We start from the raw sequence: 21173 nt of genomic DNA on the forward strand, positions 1-21173 counted from the left end.
TGTTCCAAGCACGATTCGTCCCGAGGACTGACGGTCGCCGCCGGGGCGGTGACGCAGGCAGCGACAGCTTAGTCGTTGCGGCGGGGGTCGTTCCATGCCGAGGATGGCAACCGAGGTTCTACAGCGCCGGAGCCGGGTTGGCGGTGCCTCCCGGCCGTTGCCGCACATGGTCGCACAACTGCGGCGTGTCTGGCACGACTGTGTACGCATGGGAACCCGCGGCCATGCCGCGTCCCTATAATGAACGTTTCGTTCCGCAGGAGTCGCACCGTGCCCGCCAGCAAACCAGTCGCGGATCCCGCCCGGAGTACCGATCCGCGCGATTACCAGCGAGTCGGCCGGCCGCTCGGGGTCATGGCCAAGACCTTCCCGGCGGGTTTCGTGGTCGCCGAGCACCGGCACGAGCGGGCGCAGTTGATCCATGCCCTGTCGGGCGTGATCGAACTGCATGTCGGTCGCACGCTATGGCTGGTCCCGCCGCAGCGCGCGGTATGGATGCCGGCGGGGATGGCGCACGCGATGCTGGCGCGCGGCGAGGTCCGCTTGCACACTGTCTATGTCCGGCCGCAGTCCTGCCCGCCGGAATTCCCCCGGGTGCCGCGCGGAGTGATGGTCAGCCCATTGTTGCGCGAGTTGATCGTGCGCGCCGCCGGCCTGCCGTTGTTGTACGACGAGCGCGGCCGGGAGGGGCGGTTGATGGCGGTGCTGCTGGACGAACTGGAGTGGTCGCGGGAACAGCCCCTGGCCTTGCCCGACCCCGCGGACCGACGCCTGGGAAGAGTCTGCCAGGCGCTGCTGGAGAACCCGGCCGACCCTCGCGGGCTGGAGGAGTGGGCGCGCTACGTGGGGGCGTCCTCGCGGACCCTGGCACGGCTGTTTCTCTCCGAACTGGGAGTGACCTTCGTCCATTGGCGCCACCAGGTGCGCCTGGCCGCCGCCCTGCCACGCCTGGCGGCTGGCGAAGCGGTGGCGCGGATCGCCGTGGATCTCGGCTACCAGACGCCCAGCGCATTCAGTGCCATGTTCCGACGCCTGACCGGGAGCACGCCGAGCCGCTACTTCGCCTTGTCCGATTCGGCGTAGCCTTCGTCCGTTGGCGGGCGGCGCCGACGCGGCAGGATTCCTATGCTGGGCCCGTTTCCAGACGACTGCCCCGGGAGGCAAGCATGCAACGACTGAACGTGGAATTCTGCTCCGAGGGTGTCGCCCTGCGCGGCTGGCTGTATTTGCCGGAAGCGCGTGCCGAGCGGCCGGCGATCGTCATGACGCACGGTTTTTCCGGGGTGAAGGAGCAGTACCTGGACCGTTACGCCGAGGTATTCGCCGCCGCCGGCTTCGTCGTGCTCCTCTACGATCATCCGAACTTCGGCGACAGCGACGGCGAGCCGCGCCAGGAAATCGATCCGGTGATCCAGCGTCGCGGCTATCGCGACGCGATCACCTGGTTGGGCGCCCAGGCACGGGTCGACGCGAGGCGCATCGGCATCTGGGGAACCAGCTACAGCGGCGGACATGTGCTGGAAGTGGCCGCACTGGATCGGCGGGTGAAATGCGTGGTGGCGCAGGTGCCGACCGTCAGCGGCCATGCCTCGGCGTTGCGCCGGACCCGCGCCGAGCAGTTGCCGGCATTGCTGGCAAGCTTCGACGCGGACCGCCAGCGGCGCTTCGAGGGCTTGCCGCCGGCGCTGTTGCCGGCGGTCGCCGCGAGCCCCGACGAGCCTTGCGCGATGGCCGGCGCGGACGCCCACCGGTTCTTCACCGACAGCGCGGCGCTGGCACCGAACTGGTGCAACCGGGTGACCCTGCGTAGCGCCGAGCTGGCGCGAGAGAACGAGCCGGGCATTCACATTGGGCGGATCAGCCCCACGCCGCTGCTGATGATCGTTGCCGACCGGGACCTGCTTACGCCCACGGACCTTTGCCTGGAGGCCTACCAGCGGGCGTTGCCGCCCAAGCGGCTGCTGATGCTCGCCGGCGGCCATTTCACGCCGTACATCGAGCATTTCGACGCCACCAGCCAGGCTGCGGCAGACTGGTTCGTCCGTCATCTCGGAGAGGGCGGCGAGCAGCCAGCGACAGTCGTCGAATAAATCGGCAAGCGCTGAACGAGCGTTCGCCTCGACGGTCTATCGGGCTCTTGGTTCGGCCTGCGCAGTGACAGGCCCGCCGAATCGCAGGATAATGCCGGCTATTTTCTCCGCGCCATGCCGCCATGGCCGGAAACGCGTGATGACGGGGCCGACGGGCCCCGTCAGAGCCTGGCAACCCAGGAGTGTCCGGATTGATCGTTTTCCGTTATTTGTCCCGTGAAGTGCTGGTCACCATGAGCGCCGTCAGCGCCGTGCTGCTGGTGATCATCATGAGTGGCCGTTTCATCAAGTACCTGGCGCAAGCGGCGCAGGGGTTGCTCGACCCCGGTTCGCTGTTCCTGATCATGGCGTTCCGGATTCCCGGCTTCCTGCAGCTGATCCTGCCGCTTGGCCTGTTCCTCGGCATCCTGCTGGCCTACGGGCGACTCTATCTGGAAAGCGAGATGACCGTGCTCTCGGCGACCGGCATGAGCCAGAAGCGCCTGCTCGGCTATACCATGGCGCCGGCGCTGCTGGTGGCGATCCTGGTGGCCTGGCTGAGCCTGTTCCTGGCGCCCCAGGGCATCAACCAGTTCGCCCTGCTGTTGAACAAGCAGGATACCCTGACCGAGTTCGACACCCTGGTCCCGGGCCGTTTCCAGGCAATGCGCGACGGTACCCGGGTGACCTATACCGAGGAACTGTCGAAGGATCGCGGCGAACTGGCCGGCATCTTCATTTCGCAGAAGGACCTCAACAGTAGCAACCAGGAACGCGGCATCTCCATCCTGGTGGCGGAGAAGGGCACCCAGAACATCCAGGCGGATGGCAGCCGTTACCTGATCCTGCACAACGGCTACCGCTACGACGGCAATCCCGGGCAGGCCAACTACCGGGCGATCCAGTACGACACCTATGGCGTGATGCTGCCCAAGCCCGAGGCCAGCAGCGAGGTGAGCGAGCGTGACGCGGTGCCCACCGCCGACCTGTTCGGCAGCGACAACCCACGCTACCAGGCCGAATTGCAGTGGCGCCTGTCGACCCCGCTGCTGGTGTTCGTGGTGACCCTGTTGGCGGTGCCGCTGTCGCGGGTCAACCCACGCCAGGGGCGCTTCCTCAAGCTGCTGCCGGCGATCCTCCTTTATATGGGCTACCTGGCCCTGCTGATCGCTGTCCGTGGCCAGTTGGACAAAGGCAAGATCCCCATGGCCATCGGCCTGTGGTGGGTCCACGGACTATTCCTGGCGATCGGTCTTCTTCTGTTCTATTGGGAACCCTTGCGCCTGAAGCTGGCGTCCTCCCGTGCCGGTCGCGAGGTGGCGCATGGTTAAGCTCGATCGTTACATCGGTGTCACCGTCTTCGTCGCGATCCTCGCGGTGCTCGGGGTGATCCTCGGCCTGGCGCTGCTGTTCGCCTTCATCGACGAACTCAACGACATCAGCGCCAGCTACGGCATTGGCGATGCCCTGCGCTTCATCTTCCTCACCGCGCCACGGCGCGCCTACGACATGCTGCCGATGGCGGCGCTGATCGGCTGCCTGGTCGGCCTCGGCACCCTGGCCAGCAACAGCGAACTGACCATCATGCGCGCGGCCGGGGTATCCCTGTCGCGGATCGTCTGGGCGGTGATGAAACCGATGCTGGTGCTGATGCTGGCCGGCATCCTGGTTGGCGAGTACGTCGCGCCCTGGACCGAGAACATCGCCCAGAGCGGCCGCGCCCTGGCCCAGGGCGGCGGCGATTCGCAAAGCTCCAAGCGCGGTCTGTGGCATCGCCAGGGGCGCGAGTACATCCACATCAACGCGGTGCAGCCCAATGGCGTGCTGTACGGCGTGACCCGCTACCACTTCGACGAGCAGCGTGGCCTGGAATCGGCCAGTTTCGCCAAGCGCGCGCGCTTCGAGAACGGCCAGTGGCAACTGGAAGAAGTGACCACCACGTTTCTTTACATGAAGGAAGTCAAGCATACGGTGGTCATGAATTCGCTGACCGAGCCCTGGGACGTGCAGCTCAGCCCGCAACTGCTGAACACTGTGGTGATGGAGCCCGAGGCGCTGTCTATCAGCGGTCTCTGGCAGTACATCCACTATCTCGCCGGCCAGGGCCTGAACAATAACCGCTACTGGCTGGCGTTCTGGACCAAGGTCCTGCAACCGCTGGTGACCGCCGCGCTGGTGCTGATGGCGATTTCCTTCATCTTCGGTCCGTTGCGCTCGGTGACCCTGGGCCAGCGGATCTTCACCGGCGTGCTGGTGGGCTTCGTCTTCCGCATCGCCCAGGACCTGCTCGGACCCTCCAGCCTGGTGTTCGACTTCCCCCCGCTGCTGGCGGTGGTGATCCCCGCCTCGATCTGCGCACTGGCGGGTGTCTGGCTGCTACGCCGGGCGGGCTGACAGGCCCGGCAGGCCGGGTATGAAAAAAGGCCACCTTCGGGTGGCCTTTGTATTTCCTTTTCGCGTCGGGCGGGGATCCAGCGGCCTGGCCGCCGGCGCGACGAAGGCGAAAACAGCGCGTTCTGCGGACCTGTTTCGCTCACTTCTTGTGAGTGTTCTTCGGCAGCCTGACCACCTGGCTCTCCGAATAGCGGTCGTGCCAGGTACGCTTGTCCTTGTCCCAGAGCATCCAGAGGAAGCCGAGGCCGAGGCACAGCCAGGAGGCGATGGCGATCATGAAGCGCAGCAGCGCCTGGAGCAGGCTGATGGCGCTGCCGTCGCGGTTCTGCACGCGCAGTCCCCAGACCTGCATGCCCAGGGTCTGGCCGTTGTGGGTCCAGAATTTGGCGAAGAAGCCGAACAGGGCGAACACCAGCAGGGTCGAGAGCAGCGGGTCGCCGATCAGCGCGCCGCGGTCGGCCAGTTCGCGCAGATGGTCGCTGCCGTAGATCAGTCGAAGGATGCCTTGCTGGTAGACCAGGGTGACCACCATCATCAGCGCCACGCAGAGCAGGAAGTCATAGAACATCGCCGCCAGGCGGCGGACCAGACCGGCAGGGGCATAGTCGCCCTGGGGAGAAAGCATGTGTTTCGGCATCGGCGTGTTCCGTGCGGGGCAAAACCGGGGATTATACGTCCATCCGCAGCTTGCGCCGCCCACCCGGGCAACGCTTTTCCCCGGCTGTTCTAGTCTTTGCGCAGACCCCAATCATTACGAGTCTTTTCTATGCCGATTCCGGTGAAGCGAGCCAGGAGAAAGGCGCTCCGGCTGTCGTTGTCCGTGCTGGTCGGGGTGATGCCCATTCTCCTGGGTCTGCTCATCCTCTACTGGCAGGCCGAGCGAAGCCTCCAGGAAACGTCCGAGCAGGCAGCCGGGAATGCGGTGCGGCAGTTCGAACGGATGCTCGACAACGCCGCGCTGGCTGCGCGCAAGGTCATGCCGGTGGCGGGGCGCTCCTGTCCCGAGGCCGAACTGGCGCTGCGCGAGCAAGTGGCGACCATGCCGTTCGTGCGCTCGGTCAATTTGACGCGCGACAATACGATCTATTGCACGTCGTTGTTCGGCGGCTTCGACGAGCCGGTGCGGATCGAGAACTATGTCGACGGGCGCCTCTGGCTTATGCCCGGCAACCAGGTCACGCCGGACGCCGCGCTGCTGGTCCTGCGGGACTCCGACGGCAAGCGCGGGGTATTGGCGGCGATCGACGGGCGCTATTTGAGCTACGTGCTGGACCTCGTCGACCGACGCAGCCGCCAGGTGCTGGTGGTCGGTCCCAATTGGCTGGATGCCGAGGGCCGCACCCACCGCGACGCGCCGCCCACCTATGAGGTCGCCGCCGTATCGCTCGCTTCGCAGCGTTATCCGTTGCGGGTGCTGTCGGGCTTCCCCGAGGGTGAGGAGTGGCGATCGATCCGCTCGCAGAACCCGGCGATGTTCGGCCTGCTACTGTTCTTCGGACTGCTGGCCGGCACTCTGTGCTACTGGCTATCCAGGCGGGTCGCCTCGCCCAGCAGCGAACTGCGCCGGGCCCTGGAGGCCAACGAGTTCATTCCCTACTACCAGCCGCTGAGTCCCGGCCAGGGCGGACGCTGGATAGGCGTCGAGGTGCTCATGCGCTGGCGTCATCCGCGTGAGGGACTGATCCGGCCCGACCTGTTCATACCTTTCGCCGAGCGCTCGGGACTGATCGTACCGATGACGCGCGCGCTGATGCGCCAGGTCGCGGAAGACCTGGGCGGGCATGCCGGGAAGCTGGAGCCAGGCTTCCACATCGGTTTCAACATCAGTGCCACCCATTGCCACGAACTGGCCTTGGTGGACGACTGTCGCGAGCTGTTGGCGGCGTTTCCGCCCGGGCACATCACCCTGGTCCTGGAACTGACCGAGCGCGAGCTGATCGAGTCGAGCGAAGTCACCGACCGCCTGTTCGACGAATTGCATGCCCTGGGAGTGAAGATCGCCATCGACGATTTCGGCACTGGACATTCCAGCCTGGCCTACCTGCGCAAGTTCCAGGTGGACTGCCTGAAGATCGACCAGAGCTTCGTCGCCCGCATCGGCATCGATACTCTTTCCGGGCATATTCTCGACAGCATCGTCGAGCTGTCCGCCAAGCTCGACCTGGATATCGTCGCCGAAGGCGTGGAGACCCCCGAGCAGCGTGACTACCTAGCCGCCCGCGGGGTGGATTACCTGCAGGGCTACCTGATCGGCCGGCCGATGCCGCTGGAGAGTCTGCTTTCCAGCCTGACTGTGCAGGAAGGGCAGGGGGCTTCCGTCGTCGCACTGCCGGCGGACGGAGGCTAGCGGCTGAAAGTCCCGCGCCAGGGGCGAGCTGCCAGCTTATTCGTCACGGATGAGCAAAAGACCCGCAGACCGAACAGGTGCAAACCGCCCCTGGCGCGACAAGAAGCCCGCATCCGCGGGGCTTCTTTTTGGCGTCGGCTGTGGTAGATTTTTTTCGCCGAGCTGGGAAGACAGCAGCTCGGGTAAAAGGCAGCGTCTCGACTCCAGCGCTGCCTTTTTTTATTTGCAGGCCGGATCAGCCAGATCGCGGACAACAAAAAACCGGCGCGAAGGCCGGTTTCTCTGCTGTCCTGTGCTCCCCTGGAAACGCTTGGGAAGTCAGGATGGTGCCTCGGGAGAGACTCGAACTCTCACTCTGTCGCCAGAAACGGATTTTGAATCCGCCGCGTCTACCGATTCCGCCACCGAGGCAATGGCGGCGCAGTATAGGGAGGCGCCTACCGTTGGTCAATCGGGTTCGTGGCGGGGAAAACACATTTCCGGTAAGCTACGCGGCCTTTCGAGAGTCTCCCCATGCGTGTCGCCGATTTTCATTTCGACTTGCCCGAGGCCCTGATCGCCCGTCATCCCCTGCCTGAACGCCGCGCAAGCCGCCTGTTGGCGCTGGATGGCCCGACGGGAACCCTCGCCCACAGACAATTCGCCGATCTCCTGGACTACCTGCGTCCGGGCGACCTGATGGTGTTCAACAATACCCGGGTGATCCCGGCGCGCCTGTTCGGCCAGAAGGAGTCCGGTGGCAAGCTGGAGGTCCTGGTCGAGCGCGTGCTCGACCAGCACCGGGTGCTTGCCCACATACGCGCCAGCAAGGCGCCCAAGCCCGGTATGCGGATCCTCGTCGAAGGCGGTGGCAGCGCGGAGATGCTGCAACGCCACGACGCCCTGTTCGAACTCGCTTTCGCCGAGCCTGTGCTGCCTTTGCTGGAGCGGGTCGGGCACATGCCGTTGCCTCCCTATATCGACCGACCGGACGATGCGGCCGACCGCGAGCGCTACCAGACCGTCTACGCCCAGCGCGCCGGTGCGGTGGCGGCCCCGACCGCCGGCCTGCACTTCGATGAGGCGCTGCTCGAGGCGATCCGCGCGAAGGGGGTGGATACCGCCTTCGTTACCCTGCATGTCGGCGCCGGTACCTTCCAGCCGGTGCGTGTCGAGCGTATCGAGGACCATGTGATGCACCGCGAATGGCTGGAGGTCGGCCAGGACGTGGTGGACGCGGTTTCCGCCTGCCGGGCCCGCGGCGGCCGGGTAGTCGCCGTCGGCACCACCAGCGTGCGCTCGCTGGAAAGCGCGGCACGCGACGGTGAGCTGAAGCCGTTCAGCGGCGACACCGACATCTTCATCTTCCCGGGCCGGCCGTTCCATGTGGTCGATGCCCTGGTCACCAACTTCCACCTGCCCGAATCCACCCTGCTGATGCTGGTCTCGGCCTTCGCCGGCTACCCGGAGACCATGGCCGCCTACGCCGCGGCGGTGGCGCAGGGCTATCGCTTCTTCAGTTACGGTGATGCCATGTTCATCACCCGCAATCCCGCGCCCCGCGGACCCGAGGACTGATCCATGAGCTTCATGAACTTCGAGCTGCTGGCGACCGACGGCAAGGCCCGTCGCGGCCGCCTGACCTTCCCCCGCGGCGTGGTCGAGACCCCGGCCTTCATGCCGGTGGGCACCTACGGCACGGTGAAGGGCATGTTGCCGCGCGACATCGAGGACATCGGCGCGCAGATCATCCTCGGCAACACCTTCCATCTCTGGTTGCGCCCGGGCACCGAGGTGATCCAGCGCCACGGCGACCTGCACGACTTCATGCAGTGGAAAGGCCCGATCCTCACCGATTCCGGCGGTTTCCAGGTGTTCAGCCTGGGAGCCATGCGCAAGATCAAGGAGGAGGGCGTGACCTTCGCCTCGCCGGTGGACGGCGCCAAGGTCTTCATGGGGCCGGAGGAGTCCATGGCGGTGCAACGCGCCCTGGGCTCGGACATCGTGATGATCTTCGACGAGTGCACGCCGTACCCGGCCGACCATGACGTCGCCAAGCGCTCCATGGAGCTGTCGCTGCGCTGGGCCAAGCGCTCGAAGATCGCCCATGGCGATAGCCCGTCGGCGCTGTTCGGCATCGTCCAGGGCGGTATGCACGAGGACCTGCGCCTGCGCTCGCTGGATGGCTTGCAGGAGATCGGCTTCGACGGCCTGGCCATCGGTGGTTTGTCGGTGGGCGAGCCGAAGGAAGAGATGATCCGCGTGCTCGATTTCCTGCCGCCGCAGATGCCGGCCGACAAGCCGCGCTACCTGATGGGCGTGGGCAAGCCGGAAGACCTGGTGGAAGGCGTGCGCCGCGGCGTGGACATGTTCGACTGTGTGATGCCGACGCGCAATGCGCGCAACGGCCACCTGTTCGTCGACAGCGGGGTGATCAAGATCCGCAACTCGGTACACAAGCACGACGACTCCACGCTCGACCCGACCTGCGACTGTTACACCTGCAAACATTTTTCCCGCGCCTATCTGCACCACTTGGACAAGTGCGGGGAAATGCTCGGTAGCATGCTCAATACCATCCACAACTTGCGGCATTATCAGCGGGTTATGGCTGGTTTGCGCGAGGCAATCCAACAGGGTACATTGGCCGCCTTTGTCGATGCCTTCTATGCCAAGCGCGGCCTTCCCACGCCGCCGCTGGATGCCTGACTTTCCTTTATCCAACTCTATTGCTTTGTGACAGGAGTGCTACATGAGCTTTCTAATTCCCGCTGCCTACGCCGACGCAGCCGCTCCGGCAGCCGCTGGCCCGGCCGGCACCGGTTTCGAGTGGGTCTTCCTGGTTGGTTTCCTGGTCATCTTCTACCTGATGATCTGGCGTCCCCAGGCCAAGCGCGCCAAGGAACACAAGAACCTGCTGGGCAACCTGCAAAAAGGTGACGAAGTCGTCACTTCCGGCGGTATCGCCGGCAAGGTGACCAAGGTCGCCGACGATTTCGTCGTCGTCGAGGTCTCCGACAACGTCGAGCTGAAGTTCCAGAAGGCCGCGATTGCCGCGACCCTGCCGAAAGGCACCCTGAAAGCGATCTGATTTTCACCTAAACACATGACGGGGCGCGCAAGGCGCCCCGCGTCATAACGGGCGGTGTCATGCTCAACAAGTATCCTCTGTGGAAATATCTGCTGATCCTGGCGGTCCTCGCCGTCGGGTTCATCTATTCCGCACCCAACCTCTACCCGGACGACCCGGCGGTGCAGATCAGCGGCGCCAACACGGCGCTGCAGGTCACCCAGGCCGACGTCGACCGCGCTGCCAAGGCGCTGACCGACGCCGGTATCGCGGTGAAGGCCGACAGCCTGTCGAAGAAGGGCGGCCTGATCCGCCTGGTCAAGCAGGACGACCAGCTTCCCGCCAAGGAAGTGGTGCGCCGGACCCTGGGCGACGACTACGTGGTGGCGCTGAACCTGGCCCAGACCACTCCCGAGTGGCTGCGCAAGCTGGGCGGCAGCCCAATGAAGCTCGGCCTGGACCTGTCCGGCGGCGTGCACTTCCTGCTGGAAGTGGACATGGACAAGGCGGTCGATGCCCGCCTGAAGGTCTATGAAAGCGAAGTGAAGAGCCTGCTGCGCAAGGAGCGCGTGCGCTACCGCAGCCTGCCGATCCAGGATCGCGCGATCCAGCTCGGCTTCACCGACAGCGAATTCCTGGACAAGGCGCGCAGCCTGATCGCCAAGGACTTCCGCGATTTCGAGGTCGTGCCCGAAGAGCGCAACGGCCTGCAGGTCCTGCGTGTCGCCCTGACCCAGGCCAAACTGGCGGAAATCCGCGAGTACTCCATCAAGCAGAACCTCACCACCGTCCGCAACCGGGTCAACGAGCTGGGCGTATCCGAGCCGCTGGTGCAGCGCCAGGGCGCCAATCGCATCGTGGTCGAGCTGCCGGGCGTGCAGGACACCGCGGAAGCCAAGCGAATCCTCGGCAAGACCGCCAACCTCGAATTCCGCCTGGCCGCCGAGCCGGACGCCCTGAAGTCCGCCACCGAGACCTTCGAGTTCCGCGAGCCGCGCCGTCCGCCGGTGCCGCTGGAGCGCGGGGTGATCATCACCGGCGACCAGGTCACCGACGCCAGCGCCAGTTTCGACGAGAACGGCCGCCCGCAGGTGAACATCCGCCTGGATGGCCACGGCGGCGAGCTGATGAACCGCGCCACCCGCAACAACGTCGGCCGCAGCATGGCGGTGGTGTTCATCGAGCAGAAGCCGGTGACCCGCTACACCAAGCAGATGGTCGATGGCGTCGAGAAGGAGGTCGCGGTTCCGGCGTTCAAGGAAGAGAAGCAGATCATCAGTCTGGCGACCATCCAGTCGCCGCTGGGCAACCAGTTCCGCATCACCGGCCTCGATGGCCCGGGCGAGTCCTCCGAACTGGCCCTGCTGCTGCGTGCCGGCGGCCTGGCTGCACCGATGTACTTCGCCGAAGAACGCACCATCGGCCCGAGCCTGGGGGCGGACAACATCGCCAAGGGTGTCGATGCGTCGCTCTGGGGCATGCTCTTCGTATCGCTGTTCATCATCGTCATCTACCGTTTCTTCGGCGTGATCGCCACCGTTGCGCTGGCCTTCAACATGGTCATGCTGGTAGCGCTGATGTCGATCCTCGGCGCGACCCTGACCCTGCCGGGCATCGCCGGTATCGTGCTGACCATGGGCATGGCGGTGGACGCCAACGTGCTGATCTTCTCGCGGATACGCGAGGAGCTGGCCAATGGCATGTCGGTCCAGAGGGCGATCCACGAAGGCTTCAACCGTGCCTTCACCGCGATCCTCGACGCCAACCTGACCTCGCTGCTGGTCGGCGGCATCCTCTACGCCATGGGCACCGGCCCGGTGAAAGGATTTGCCGTGACCATGTCGCTCGGCATCATCACCTCGATGTTCACGGCCATCATGGTCACCCGCGCAATGGTCAACCTGATCTTCGGCGGGCGTGACTTCAAGAAGCTGTGGATCTAAGGGGACTGAGATGAATATCAAGATCGGTACCATCAACTTCATGGGCATCCGCAACATCGCGTTTGCCGTCACCCTGATCCTGACCGTCATCGCCCTGGGCAGCTGGTTCACCAAGGGCATCAACTTCGGCCTCGACTTCACCGGCGGTACGCTGATCGAGCTGACCTACGAACAACCGGCCGATCTCGGCAAGGTGCGTGGTCAACTGGTCGGCGCCGGCTACGAGGACGCCGTGGTGCAGAGCTTCGGCGACGCCCGCGACGTGCTGGTGCGGATGCCCAGCGAGGACCCGGAACTGGGCAAGAAGGTCGCTACCGCCTTGCAGCAGGCCGATGCCGGCAACCCGGCGAACCTGAAGCGGGTCGAGTACGTCGGCCCGCAGGTGGGTGAAGAACTGCGCGACCAGGGCGGCCTCGGCATGCTCCTGGCGCTGGGCGGCATCCTGCTGTACGTCGGCTTCCGCTTCCAGTGGAAGTTCGCCCTCGGTGCGATCCTCTCGCTGGTGCACGATGCGATCATCGTGATGGGCGTGCTGTCGTTCTTCCAGGTGACCTTCGACCTGACCGTCCTCGCCGCTGTGCTGGCGGTGGTCGGTTACTCGCTGAACGACACCATCGTGATCTTCGACCGGGTGCGCGAGAACTTCCGCGTGCTGCGCAAGGCCGATCTGGTCGAGAACCTGAACATCTCCACCAGCCAGACCCTGTTGCGTACCATCGCCACCTCGGTTTCCACGCTGCTGGCCATCGCCGCGCTGCTGTTCTTCGGCGGCGACAATCTGTTCGGTTTCTCCATCGCCCTGTTCGTCGGTGTAATGGCGGGTACCTACTCGTCGATCTACATCGCCAACGTGGTATTGATCTGGCTGAACCTGACCAGCGAGGACCTGATCCCGCCGCAGGCCAAGGACACCGTCGACGATCGCCCCTGAGGCGCTCTGGTTCGGCACTCCGGCGCCTGCCGGTCACTCGAGGACTCCCGCTTTTGGCGGGAGTTTTCGTATCTGCGCCAACGAAACGTTTGTCGGGAGCCTGGAACTTGGTGGTTTTTGCCCAGTCCTAGGCAAGGCAAAGGGCGAACATAGCCCGCATTGGATGAAAGCCAGGAGGTACATGTGAACAAGTCGATGCTCGTCGGGGCCGTTCTGGGTGCCGTAGGCGTGACCGCAGGTGGCGCGGTAGCCACCTATAGCCTGGTGGATCGCGGTCCCGACTACGCCGAGGTCGTCGCTGTCCAGCCGGTCAAGGAAACCATCAAGACGCCGCGCCAGGTCTGCAAGGACGTGGCCGTGACCCGCCAGCGTCCGGTCAAGGACCAGCACCAGATCGCCGGTACCGCCATCGGTGCGGTGGTCGGCGGCTTGCTGGGCAACCAGATCGGCGGCGGTACCGGCAAGAAGATCGCCACCGTGGCCGGCGCCGTCGGCGGCGGCTACGCCGGCAACAAGGTGCAGGAAGGCATGCAGGAGCGTGACACCTACACCACCACCGAAACCCGCTGCAGCACCGTGCACGACAGCAGCGAGAAGGTCGTCGGCTATGACGTGAAGTACATGCTCGACGGCAAGGCCGGGCAGATCCGCATGGAGCGCGATCCGGGCAGCCAGATCCCGGTCGACAAGAATGGCCGGCTGATCCTCAGCCAGGGCGAAACGCTGCGCTGAGCCTGACTGTCGCAATGATGCACAAGGGCGCCCGCGGGCGCCCTTGTGCATTTTCATGGAGATGAAAAACCCGGCGCCAGGCCGGGTTCTTCGTCAGCGGCGGATCAGCGCTTCAGCGACGGCGGCAGGTGCGGCTGGATGGTGGTCAGCAGTGCCTTGAAGCATTTGGTGTTGCCGGCGACGATGTGACCCTTCTCGAGGAATTCGTGGCTGCCGGTGAAGTCGCTCACCAGGCCGCCGGCTTCCTGTACCAGCAGGGCGCCTGCCGCCATGTCCCATTCGGACAGGCCGAATTCCCAGAAGGCATCGTAGCGTCCGGCGGCGACGTAGGCCAGGTCCAGACTGGCGGCGCCGGCGCGGCGGATGCCGGCGGTCTGGCCGACCAGGCTGCGGAACATGTTCAGGTAGTTGTCGAGATTGTCGATCTGGTTGTCGCGGAACGGGAACCCGGTGCCGAGCAGGGCGCCTTCCAGGCTCTTGCGGCCGCTGACGCGCAGGCGGCGACCGTTGAGGGCGGCGCCGCGACCGCGGCTGGCGGTGAATTCTTCCTGGCGTACCGGGTCGAGGACCACGGCGTGCTCCAGGCGGCCCTTGTACTTGCAGGCGATGCTCACGGCGAAGTGCGGTACGCCATGGATGAAGTTGGTGGTGCCGTCCAGCGGATCGATCACCCAGAGGTAATCGGCGCCCTCGCCGCTGCCTTCGATGAAGCCGCCTTCCTCGCCCATGATCGCGTGAGTCGGATAGGCCTTGCGCAGCGCGGCGATGATGGTCTGCTCGGCGGCGCGATCGACTTCGGTCACGTAGTCCTTGGCATCCTTCTCGTTGACCGAGATGACATCCAGGCGTTCGATGGAGCGGAAAATCAGTTCACCGGCGCTGCGAGCGGCGCGCAGGGCGATATTCAGCATAGGCTGCATGGAGAGGTCACCTGGGTCGTTAAAGAAAGCCGGCCATTCTAGCAGAAACCGATGGCGTTTGAAGGGCGACCTGTCGGCCGCATGGTATAAAGCTGACCTCTGCTGTAGGATTTCACACCCTTCAGTAACTTGGCGTTGGAGAGCATCGGCGTTGCTCGACCGTATTCGTGTGGTGTTGGTCAACACCAGTCATCCCGGCAACATCGGCGGGGCGGCCCGTGCCATGAAGAACATGGGCCTGTCGCAACTGGTGCTGGTGCAGCCGGAAAGCTTTCCCCACGGCGACGCGGTGGCGCGGGCTTCCGGCGCCACCGACATCCTCGACGCCGCAAGGGTGGTGGACACCCTGGAAGAGGCCCTGATCGGCTGCAGCGTGGTGCTCGGCACCAGCGCCCGCGACCGGCGGATTCCCTGGCCGCTGCTGGATCCGCGCGAGTGCGCGACGACCTGCCTGGAGCACCTGGAGGCGAATGGCGAGGTGGCCCTGGTATTCGGGCGCGAATATGCGGGTTTGACCAACGAAGAATTGCAGCGCTGCCAGTTCCATGTGCATATCCCCTCCGATCCCGAGTTCGGCTCGCTGAACCTGGCGGCCGCGGTCCAGGTGCTCACCTACGAGGTGCGCATGGCGTGGCTGGCGGCCCAGGGCAAGCCGACCAAGATGGAAAAGTTCGAGTCCACCTCGATGCTCAACACCGAGCTGGTGACGGCCGACGAGCTGGAACTCTATTACGCGCATCTGGAGAGGACGCTGATCGATATCGGCTTCCTCGATCCGGAGAAGCCGCGCCACCTGATGTCGCGGTTGCGGCGCCTGTATGGGCGCAGCGCGATCAGCAAGCTGGAAATGAATATCCTGCGCGGGATCCTGACCGAAACCCAGAAGGTGGCCCGAGGCCTGTCCTACAAGCGGAGTGACGACTGATGTTCGAACGTGTGCGTGAAGATATCCAAAGCGTATTCCACCGTGATCCGGCGGCTCGCAACGCACTCGAGGTCCTCACCTGTTATCCGGGCCTGCACGCCGTCTGGCTGCATCGGCTGGCCCACGGCTTGTGGACGTCCGGCTGGAAGTGGCTGGCGCGCCTGGTGTCCAATTTCGGCCGCTGGATGACCGGCATCGAGATCCACCCGGGGGCCAGGATCGGCCGGCGCTTCTTCATCGACCACGGCATGGGCATCGTCATCGGCGAAACCGCCGAGATCGGCGACGACGTCACCCTCTATCAGGGTGTTACCCTGGGCGGCACCACCTGGAACAAGGGCAAGCGCCACCCCACCCTCGGCAACAACGTAGTGGTCGGTGCCGGTGCCAAGGTGCTCGGCCCGTTCACCGTCGGCGAGGGCGCCAAGGTCGGCTCCAACGCCGTGGTGACCAAGGAAGTCCCGCCGGGTGCCACCGTGGTCGGCATTCCCGGGCGGATCATCATGCGCGAGGACTCCGAGCAGCAGGCCAAGCGCCAGGCGATGGCGGAGAAGCTCGGCTTCGATGCCTATGGGGTCAGCCAGGACATGCCGGACCCGGTGGCGCGTGCCATTGGTCAGTTGCTCGATCACCTGCAGGCCGTCGACGGCCGGCTCGAGGGCATGTGCCAGGCGCTCACCGCCCTGGGTAGCGACTATTGCGCGAAGGACCTGCCGGTATTGCGCGAGGAAGATTTCGCCGGAGTCAAGGATGAGGACGGCAATCCGGCCGCGTAATGCGCGGCCGGCGGCTTTCTGCTAGCATGTAGCGCCCTGAATTTGCCTAATCCTGAGTAATTTGATCGGTCTTATAGTTGACCTAATTACTCGGATAAGAGCATAATCCGCGTCAACCCCGAATGATCCCGATGGGAAAAGCCCATGCGTCTGACCACCAAAGGCCGCTACGCCGTAACCGCCATGCTCGACCTGGCGCTGCATGCTCAGCAAGGTCCGGTCTCGCTGGCCGATATCTCCGAACGCCAAGGCATTTCCCTGTCCTATCTCGAACAGCTGTTCGCCAAGTTGCGCCGTGGCAACCTGGTGACCAGCGTGCGCGGCCCGGGCGGCGGCTACCAGCTGTCCCGCCATATGTCGGGCATCCATGTGGCGCAGGTGATCGACGCGGTCAACGAATCCGTCGATGCGACCCGCTGCCAGGGGCAGGGCGATTGCCACTCCGGCGATACCTGTCTGACCCACCACCTGTGGTGCGACCTCAGTTTGCAGATCCATGAGTTCCTCAGCGGCATCAGCCTGGCCGATCTGGTCAGCCGCCAGGAGGTCCAGGAGGTCGCGCTGCGCCAGGACGAACGCCGTTGCTCAGGCAAGACGCCTCGTCTCGACAAGATTGAAGCGTCCGCCATCGACTGAGCAGGGCGCCAGCCTGTAGGAGTTACCTGATGAAATTGCCGATCTACCTCGATTACTCCGCGACCACTCCCGTCGATCCCCGCGTCGCCCAGAAAATGAGCGAATGCCTGCTGATGGACGGCAACTTCGGCAACCCGGCTTCGCGTTCCCACGTGTTCGGCTGGAAAGCCGAAGAAGCCGTGGAAAACGCCCGTCGCCAGGTGGCCGAACTGGTCAACGCCGATCCCCGCGAGATCGTCTGGACCTCCGGCGCCACCGAGTCCGACAACCTGGCGATCAAGGGCGTCGCGCACTTCTACTCGGGCAAGGGCAAGCACATCATCACCTCGAAGATCGAGCACAAGGCGGTCCTCGACACCTGCCGCCAGCTGGAGCGCGAAGGTTTCGAAGTGACCTACCTGGAGCCGGGCGAAGATGGCCTGATCACTCCTGCTCTGGTCGAGGCGGCGCTGCGTGACGACACCATCCTGGTCTCGGTCATGCACGTGAACAACGAGATCGGCACCGTCAACGACATCGCCGCCATCGGCGAGCTGACCCGCTCCCGCGGCGTGCTGTTCCACGTCGACGCCGCACAGTCGACCGGCAAGGTCGAGATCGACCTGGACAAGCTCAAGGTCGACCTGATGTCCTTCTCCGCGCACAAGACCTACGGCCCGAAAGGCATTGGCGCGCTCTACGTCCGGCGCAAGCCGCGCGTCCGCATCGAGGGTCAGATGCACGGTGGCGGCCATGAGCGCGGCATGCGTTCCGGCACCCTGGCCACCCACCAGATCGTCGGCATGGGCGAGGCGTTCCGCATCGCCAAGGAAGAAATGGCCCAGGAGAACGCCCGCGTGCTGGCGCTCCGCGACCGCTTCTTCGCGCAGATCGACGGCCTGGAAGAGCTCTACATCAACGGCAGCATGACCTCCCGCGTCCCGCACAACCTCAACGTCAGCTTCAACTACGTCGAGGGCGAGTCGCTGATCATGGCGCTCAAGGACCTCGCGGTCTCCTCCGGTTCGGCCTGTACCTCGGCGTCCCTGGAACCGTCCTACGTATTGCGCGCCCTGGGCCGCAACGACGAACTGGCGCATAGCTCCATCCGCTTCACCTTCGGTCGCTTCACCACCGAGGAAGAGATCGACTATGCCGCGAAGAAGGTGGTCGAGGCCGTTTCCAAGCTGCGCGAACTGTCGCCGCTGTGGGATATGTACAAAGAGGGCGTCGACCTGTCCCAGGTCGAATGGCAGGCGCACTGAGCGCCTCGTGCCCCGGAAAAACGTGAGGATTAGCCATGGCATATAGCGAAAAGGTCATCGACCACTACGAAAACCCGCGCAACGTCGGCAAGCTCGACGCTGCCGATCCCAACGTCGGCACCGGCATGGTCGGCGCGCCGGCCTGCGGCGACGTGATGCGCCTGCAGATCAAGGTCAACGAGCAGGGCGTGATCGAAGACGCCAAGTTCAAGACCTACGGTTGCGGTTCCGCGATCGCCTCCAGCTCCCTCGCCACCGAGTGGATGAAGGGCAAGACCCTGGACGAGGCGGAAACCATCAAGAACACCACCATCGCCGAAGAGCTGGCCCTGCCGCCGGTGAAGATCCACTGCTCCGTTCTCGCCGAAGACGCCATCAAGGCCGCCGTTCGCGACTACAAGCAGAAGAAGGGTTTGCTCTAAGCCGCTCGTGACGAGTAAGGAGTTGCAATGGCCATCAGCATGACCGAAGCCGCCGCCAAACACGTGCAGCGCTCCCTCGAGGGGCGCGGCAAGGGCGAGGGTATCCGTCTTGGCGTGCGCACCACTGGCTGTTCCGGGCTTGCCTATGTCCTCGAATTCGTCGATGAACTGGCGGCCGAGGACCTGGTCTTCGAGAGCCATGGCGTGAAGGTCATCATCGACCCGAAAAGCCTGGTCTATCTCGATGGCACCGAGCTGGACTTCACTCGCGAAGGGCTCAACGAAGGCTTCAAGTTCAACAATCCCAACGTTCGTGGCGAATGCGGCTGCGGCGAAAGCTTCAACGTCTGAGGCCGGCGTGGGTAAACCCTGTCATTTCGCCCAGTTCGACCTGCAACCGGCTTTCCTGGTCGATCTCGACGAGCTCGGCCAGCGCTATCGCGAGTTGGTGCGCAGCGTCCATCCCGACCGTTTCGCCGACGCTCCCGAGCGCGAGCAGCGTCTCGCCCTGGAACGCGCGGCGCAACTGAACGAGGCCTACCAGACCCTGAAGAGCGCTCCGCGCCGGGCCCTGTACCTGTTGACCCTGAGTGGTCACGAGTTGCCCTTGGAGGCTACGGTGCAGGATCCGGAGTTTCTCCTGCAGCAGATGCAGCTGCGCGAGGAGCTGGAGGAGTTGCAGGACAGCGCCGACCTGGCCGGCGTGGCGACTTTCAAGCGTCGGCTCAAGGCCGCCCAGGCCGAGCTGGAGCGTGAGTTCGCCGCGTGCTGGGACGATGCGCAGCGCCGCGAAGAGGCCGAACGCCTGGTCCGTCGCATGCAGTTCCTCGACAAGCTCGCGCAGGAAGTGCGCCAGCTGGAAGAGCGACTCGACGATTAATCCCTGCGGCCCCCGGGCCGCACCCCATAGTTAAGACAGAGCATGGCCCTACTGCAGATCGCCGAGCCCGGTCAGAGTCCCAAGCCCCATGAGCGTCGCCTGGCGGTTGGGATCGACCTGGGTACCACCAATTCGCTGGTCGCCGCGGTGCGTAGCGGCGTCGCCGAGCCCTTGCCGGATGCGCAGGGGCGCCTGATCCTGCCTTCCGCGGTGCGTTATCACGCCGAGCGGGCGGAAGTGGGCGAGAGCGCCCGCGCGGCCGCCGCGGAGGATCCCTTCAATACCGTCATTTCGGTCAAGCGCCTGATGGGGCGCGGCCTGGAGGACGTCAAGCAACTGGGCGAGCAATTGCCCTACCGCTTCCGCCAGGGCGAGTCGCACATGCCCTTCATCGAGACCGTACAGGGGTTGAAGAGTCCTGTGGAAGTCTCGGCGGACATCCTGCGTGAGCTGCGCCAGCGCGCCGAAACCACCCTCGGTGGCGAGCTGGTGGGTGCGGTGATCACTGTGCCGGCCTATTTCGACGACGCCCAGCGCCAGGCTACCAAGGATGCCGCGCGCCTGGCCGGACTGAACGTCCTGCGCCTGCTCAACGAGCCGACCGCCGCCGCCGTGGCCTACGGCCTGGACAAGGGCGCGGAAGGCCTGGTGGCCATCTATGACCTGGGTGGTGGAACCTTCGACATTTCCATCCTGCGCCTGACCCGCGGTGTCTTCGAAGTCCTGGCCACCGGCGGCGATACGGCCCTGGGCGGCGACGACTTCGACCATGCCATCGCTGGCTGGGTGATCGAGGAGGCTGGCCTTTCTGCCGATCTGGACCCGGGCAGCCAGCGGCAGTTGCTGCAAATCGCCTGTGCGGCCAAGGAGCGTCTTACCGACGAGGCGTCGGTCCGGGTCGCCTACGGCGACTGGAGCGGCGAGCTGAGCCGGGCGACGCTCGACGAGTTGATCGAGCCGTTCGTCGCTCGCAGCCTGAAGTCCTGCCGCCGAGCGGTGCGCGACTCCGGTGTCGATCTGGAAGAAATCCGCTCGGTGGTGATGGTCGGTGGCTCGACCCGCGTGCCCCGTGTGCGCACGGCGGTTGGCGAGTTGTTCGGCTGCGAGCCGCTGACCGATATCGATCCGGACCAGGTGGTCGCCATCGGCGCGGCCATCCAGGCCGATGCCCTGGCCGGCAACAAGCGCGGCGAGGAATTGCTGCTGCTGGACGTCATTCCGCTGTCGCTCGGCCTGGAAACCATGGGCGGGCTGATGGAGAAGGTGATTCCGCGCAATACCACCATCCCGGTGGCGCGCGCCCAGGAGTTCACCACCTACAAGGACGGCCAGACGGCCATGATGATCCACGTGCTGCAGGGCGAGCGCGAGCTGGTGAAGGATTGTCGTTCGCTGGCGCGCTTCGAGCTGCGCGGCATTCCGCCGATGGTGGCGGGCGCGGCGAAAATCCGGGTGACCTTCCAGGTCGACGCCGACGGCTTGCTCGGCGTGTCCGCACGCGAACTGAGTTCCGGCGTCGAGGCCAGCATCCAGGTCAAGCCGTCCTATGGGCTGACCGACGGCGAGATCGCGCGGATGCTCAAGGACTCCTTCGACTACGCCGGCGACGACAAGGCTGCCCGCGCCCTGCGCGAACAGCAGGTCGAGGCGCAGCGGCTGCTGGAGGCCGTGCAGTCGGCGCTGGACGTCGACGGCGAGCGGCTCCTGGACGAAGAGGAGCGCCTGGCCATCGCGGCGCAGATGGACACCTTGCGTGAACTGGCCGGTGGTAGCGACACCGCGGCCATCGAGAACCAGATCAAGCGCCTGTCCCAGGTGACCGACGCTTTCGCCGCGCGGCGGATGGACGCGACCGTCAAGGCCGCGCTCTCCGGCCGCCGGCTCAACGAAATCGAGGAATAAGCG

The 21173-nt window shown here is 65.0% G+C and carries 21 protein-coding genes and 1 tRNA gene; 19 read left to right on the forward strand and 3 right to left on the reverse strand.

From position 1 onward, the window contains the following. Positions 1-270 precede the first annotated feature (270 nt). From ACYAF3_RS17090 to lptG, 4 genes are all read left to right on the forward strand, one after another. Positions 271-1083 carry an AraC family transcriptional regulator gene (locus ACYAF3_RS17090; RefSeq protein WP_003100594.1) on the forward strand — a complete coding sequence of 271 codons (813 nt, stop codon included), beginning with the start codon at positions 271-273 and terminating at the stop codon, positions 1081-1083. Between the two features lie 83 nt (positions 1084-1166). After that, positions 1167-2090 carry an alpha/beta hydrolase gene (locus ACYAF3_RS17095; protein ID WP_121377835.1) on the forward strand — a complete coding sequence of 308 codons (924 nt, stop codon included), beginning with the start codon at positions 1167-1169 and terminating at the stop codon, positions 2088-2090. Between the two features lie 191 nt (positions 2091-2281). Next, on the forward strand, positions 2282-3400 hold the full coding sequence (gene lptF, locus ACYAF3_RS17100) for an LPS export ABC transporter permease LptF (RefSeq protein ID WP_003092864.1): 1119 nt from the start codon (positions 2282-2284) through the stop codon (positions 3398-3400). Further along, entirely contained in the window at positions 3393-4463 is a 1071-nt protein-coding gene (gene lptG / locus ACYAF3_RS17105) for an LPS export ABC transporter permease LptG (protein WP_003100598.1), read from the forward strand. The genes lptF and lptG overlap by 8 nt, the downstream gene beginning before the upstream one ends. A gap of 139 nt (positions 4464-4602) precedes the next feature. Here the strand turns inward: lptG and ACYAF3_RS17110 are convergent, their stop codons facing one another. Beyond that, the gene (locus ACYAF3_RS17110) at positions 4603-5100 is read right to left on the reverse strand and encodes an RDD family protein (RefSeq protein WP_003110924.1); all 498 of its coding nucleotides are present in this window, start codon (positions 5098-5100) and stop codon (positions 4603-4605) included. 129 nt (positions 5101-5229) lie between these two features. Between ACYAF3_RS17110 and ACYAF3_RS17115 the strand changes: the two genes are divergently transcribed. Next, positions 5230-6810, forward strand: a complete 1581-nt coding sequence (locus ACYAF3_RS17115) for an EAL domain-containing protein (protein WP_023088093.1) — start codon at positions 5230-5232, stop codon at positions 6808-6810. 324 nt (positions 6811-7134) lie between these two features. On the opposite strand, the gene ACYAF3_RS17120 is transcribed toward ACYAF3_RS17115, so the two are convergent. Then, positions 7135-7221, reverse strand: a tRNA-Leu gene (locus ACYAF3_RS17120). A gap of 102 nt (positions 7222-7323) precedes the next feature. On the opposite strand from ACYAF3_RS17120, the gene queA reads away from it, so the two are divergent. The 6 genes from queA to ACYAF3_RS17150 all read left to right on the forward strand — a co-directional run bounded on the left by queA (position 7324) and on the right by ACYAF3_RS17150 (position 13465). Beyond that, positions 7324-8367: a tRNA preQ1(34) S-adenosylmethionine ribosyltransferase-isomerase QueA gene (gene queA / locus ACYAF3_RS17125; RefSeq protein ID WP_023088094.1), complete on the forward strand. Its 1044-nt coding sequence runs from the start codon at positions 7324-7326 to the stop codon at positions 8365-8367. A gap of 12 nt (positions 8368-8379) precedes the next feature. Continuing rightward, entirely contained in the window at positions 8380-9498 is a 1119-nt protein-coding gene (tgt, locus tag ACYAF3_RS17130; protein WP_003100607.1) for a tRNA guanosine(34) transglycosylase Tgt, read from the forward strand. Positions 9499-9541: 43 nt separating this feature from the next. Beyond that, positions 9542-9880: a preprotein translocase subunit YajC gene (gene yajC, locus ACYAF3_RS17135; RefSeq protein WP_003092856.1), complete on the forward strand. Its 339-nt coding sequence runs from the start codon at positions 9542-9544 to the stop codon at positions 9878-9880. 59 nt (positions 9881-9939) lie between these two features. Further along, positions 9940-11802, forward strand: a complete 1863-nt coding sequence (gene secD / locus ACYAF3_RS17140; protein WP_105579081.1) for a protein translocase subunit SecD — start codon at positions 9940-9942, stop codon at positions 11800-11802. 10 nt (positions 11803-11812) lie between these two features. Next, entirely contained in the window at positions 11813-12733 is a 921-nt protein-coding gene (gene secF, locus ACYAF3_RS17145; RefSeq protein ID WP_048520820.1) for a protein translocase subunit SecF, read from the forward strand. Positions 12734-12916: 183 nt separating this feature from the next. After that, the gene (locus ACYAF3_RS17150) at positions 12917-13465 is read left to right on the forward strand and encodes a glycine zipper 2TM domain-containing protein (protein ID WP_003092848.1); all 549 of its coding nucleotides are present in this window, start codon (positions 12917-12919) and stop codon (positions 13463-13465) included. A gap of 104 nt (positions 13466-13569) precedes the next feature. Here the strand turns inward: ACYAF3_RS17150 and suhB are convergent, their stop codons facing one another. Then, positions 13570-14385, reverse strand: coding sequence for a type III secretion system regulator SuhB (gene suhB, locus ACYAF3_RS17155; RefSeq protein ID WP_003122098.1), 816 nt, complete (start codon positions 14383-14385; stop codon positions 13570-13572). A 151-nt stretch (positions 14386-14536) separates the two neighbouring features. Here suhB and trmJ point away from each other — a divergent pair, with 151 nt between their 5' ends. The 8 genes from trmJ to hscA all read left to right on the forward strand — a co-directional run bounded on the left by trmJ (position 14537) and on the right by hscA (position 21170). Beyond that, positions 14537-15310 (forward strand): tRNA (cytosine(32)/uridine(32)-2'-O)-methyltransferase TrmJ, encoded by a 774-nt coding sequence (gene trmJ, locus ACYAF3_RS17160; protein WP_003113799.1) that lies wholly within the window; start codon positions 14537-14539, stop codon positions 15308-15310. Continuing rightward, positions 15310-16086, forward strand: coding sequence for a serine O-acetyltransferase (cysE, locus tag ACYAF3_RS17165; protein WP_003100615.1), 777 nt, complete (start codon positions 15310-15312; stop codon positions 16084-16086). The genes trmJ and cysE overlap by 1 nt, the downstream gene beginning before the upstream one ends. A 144-nt stretch (positions 16087-16230) precedes the next feature. Then, on the forward strand, positions 16231-16722 hold the full coding sequence (iscR, locus tag ACYAF3_RS17170) for a Fe-S cluster assembly transcriptional regulator IscR (protein ID WP_003092836.1): 492 nt from the start codon (positions 16231-16233) through the stop codon (positions 16720-16722). A 29-nt stretch (positions 16723-16751) separates the two neighbouring features. After that, positions 16752-17966 (forward strand): IscS subfamily cysteine desulfurase, encoded by a 1215-nt coding sequence (locus ACYAF3_RS17175; protein WP_003092832.1) that lies wholly within the window; start codon positions 16752-16754, stop codon positions 17964-17966. 35 nt (positions 17967-18001) lie between these two features. Further along, the gene (gene iscU, locus ACYAF3_RS17180) at positions 18002-18388 is read left to right on the forward strand and encodes a Fe-S cluster assembly scaffold IscU (RefSeq protein WP_003092829.1); all 387 of its coding nucleotides are present in this window, start codon (positions 18002-18004) and stop codon (positions 18386-18388) included. Between the two features lie 27 nt (positions 18389-18415). Continuing rightward, the gene (gene iscA, locus ACYAF3_RS17185; protein ID WP_003100617.1) at positions 18416-18739 is read left to right on the forward strand and encodes an iron-sulfur cluster assembly protein IscA; all 324 of its coding nucleotides are present in this window, start codon (positions 18416-18418) and stop codon (positions 18737-18739) included. 7 nt (positions 18740-18746) lie between these two features. Then, a complete protein-coding gene (gene hscB, locus ACYAF3_RS17190) occupies positions 18747-19268 on the forward strand; it encodes a co-chaperone HscB (RefSeq protein WP_003092824.1) in 522 nt (173 codons plus the stop codon). Positions 19269-19310: 42 nt separating this feature from the next. Next, entirely contained in the window at positions 19311-21170 is a 1860-nt protein-coding gene (gene hscA / locus ACYAF3_RS17195; RefSeq protein WP_012613648.1) for a Fe-S protein assembly chaperone HscA, read from the forward strand. Positions 21171-21173: the final 3 nt, after the last annotated feature.

The sequence above is a fragment of the Pseudomonas sp. TZ252 genome, assembly GCF_056110345.1.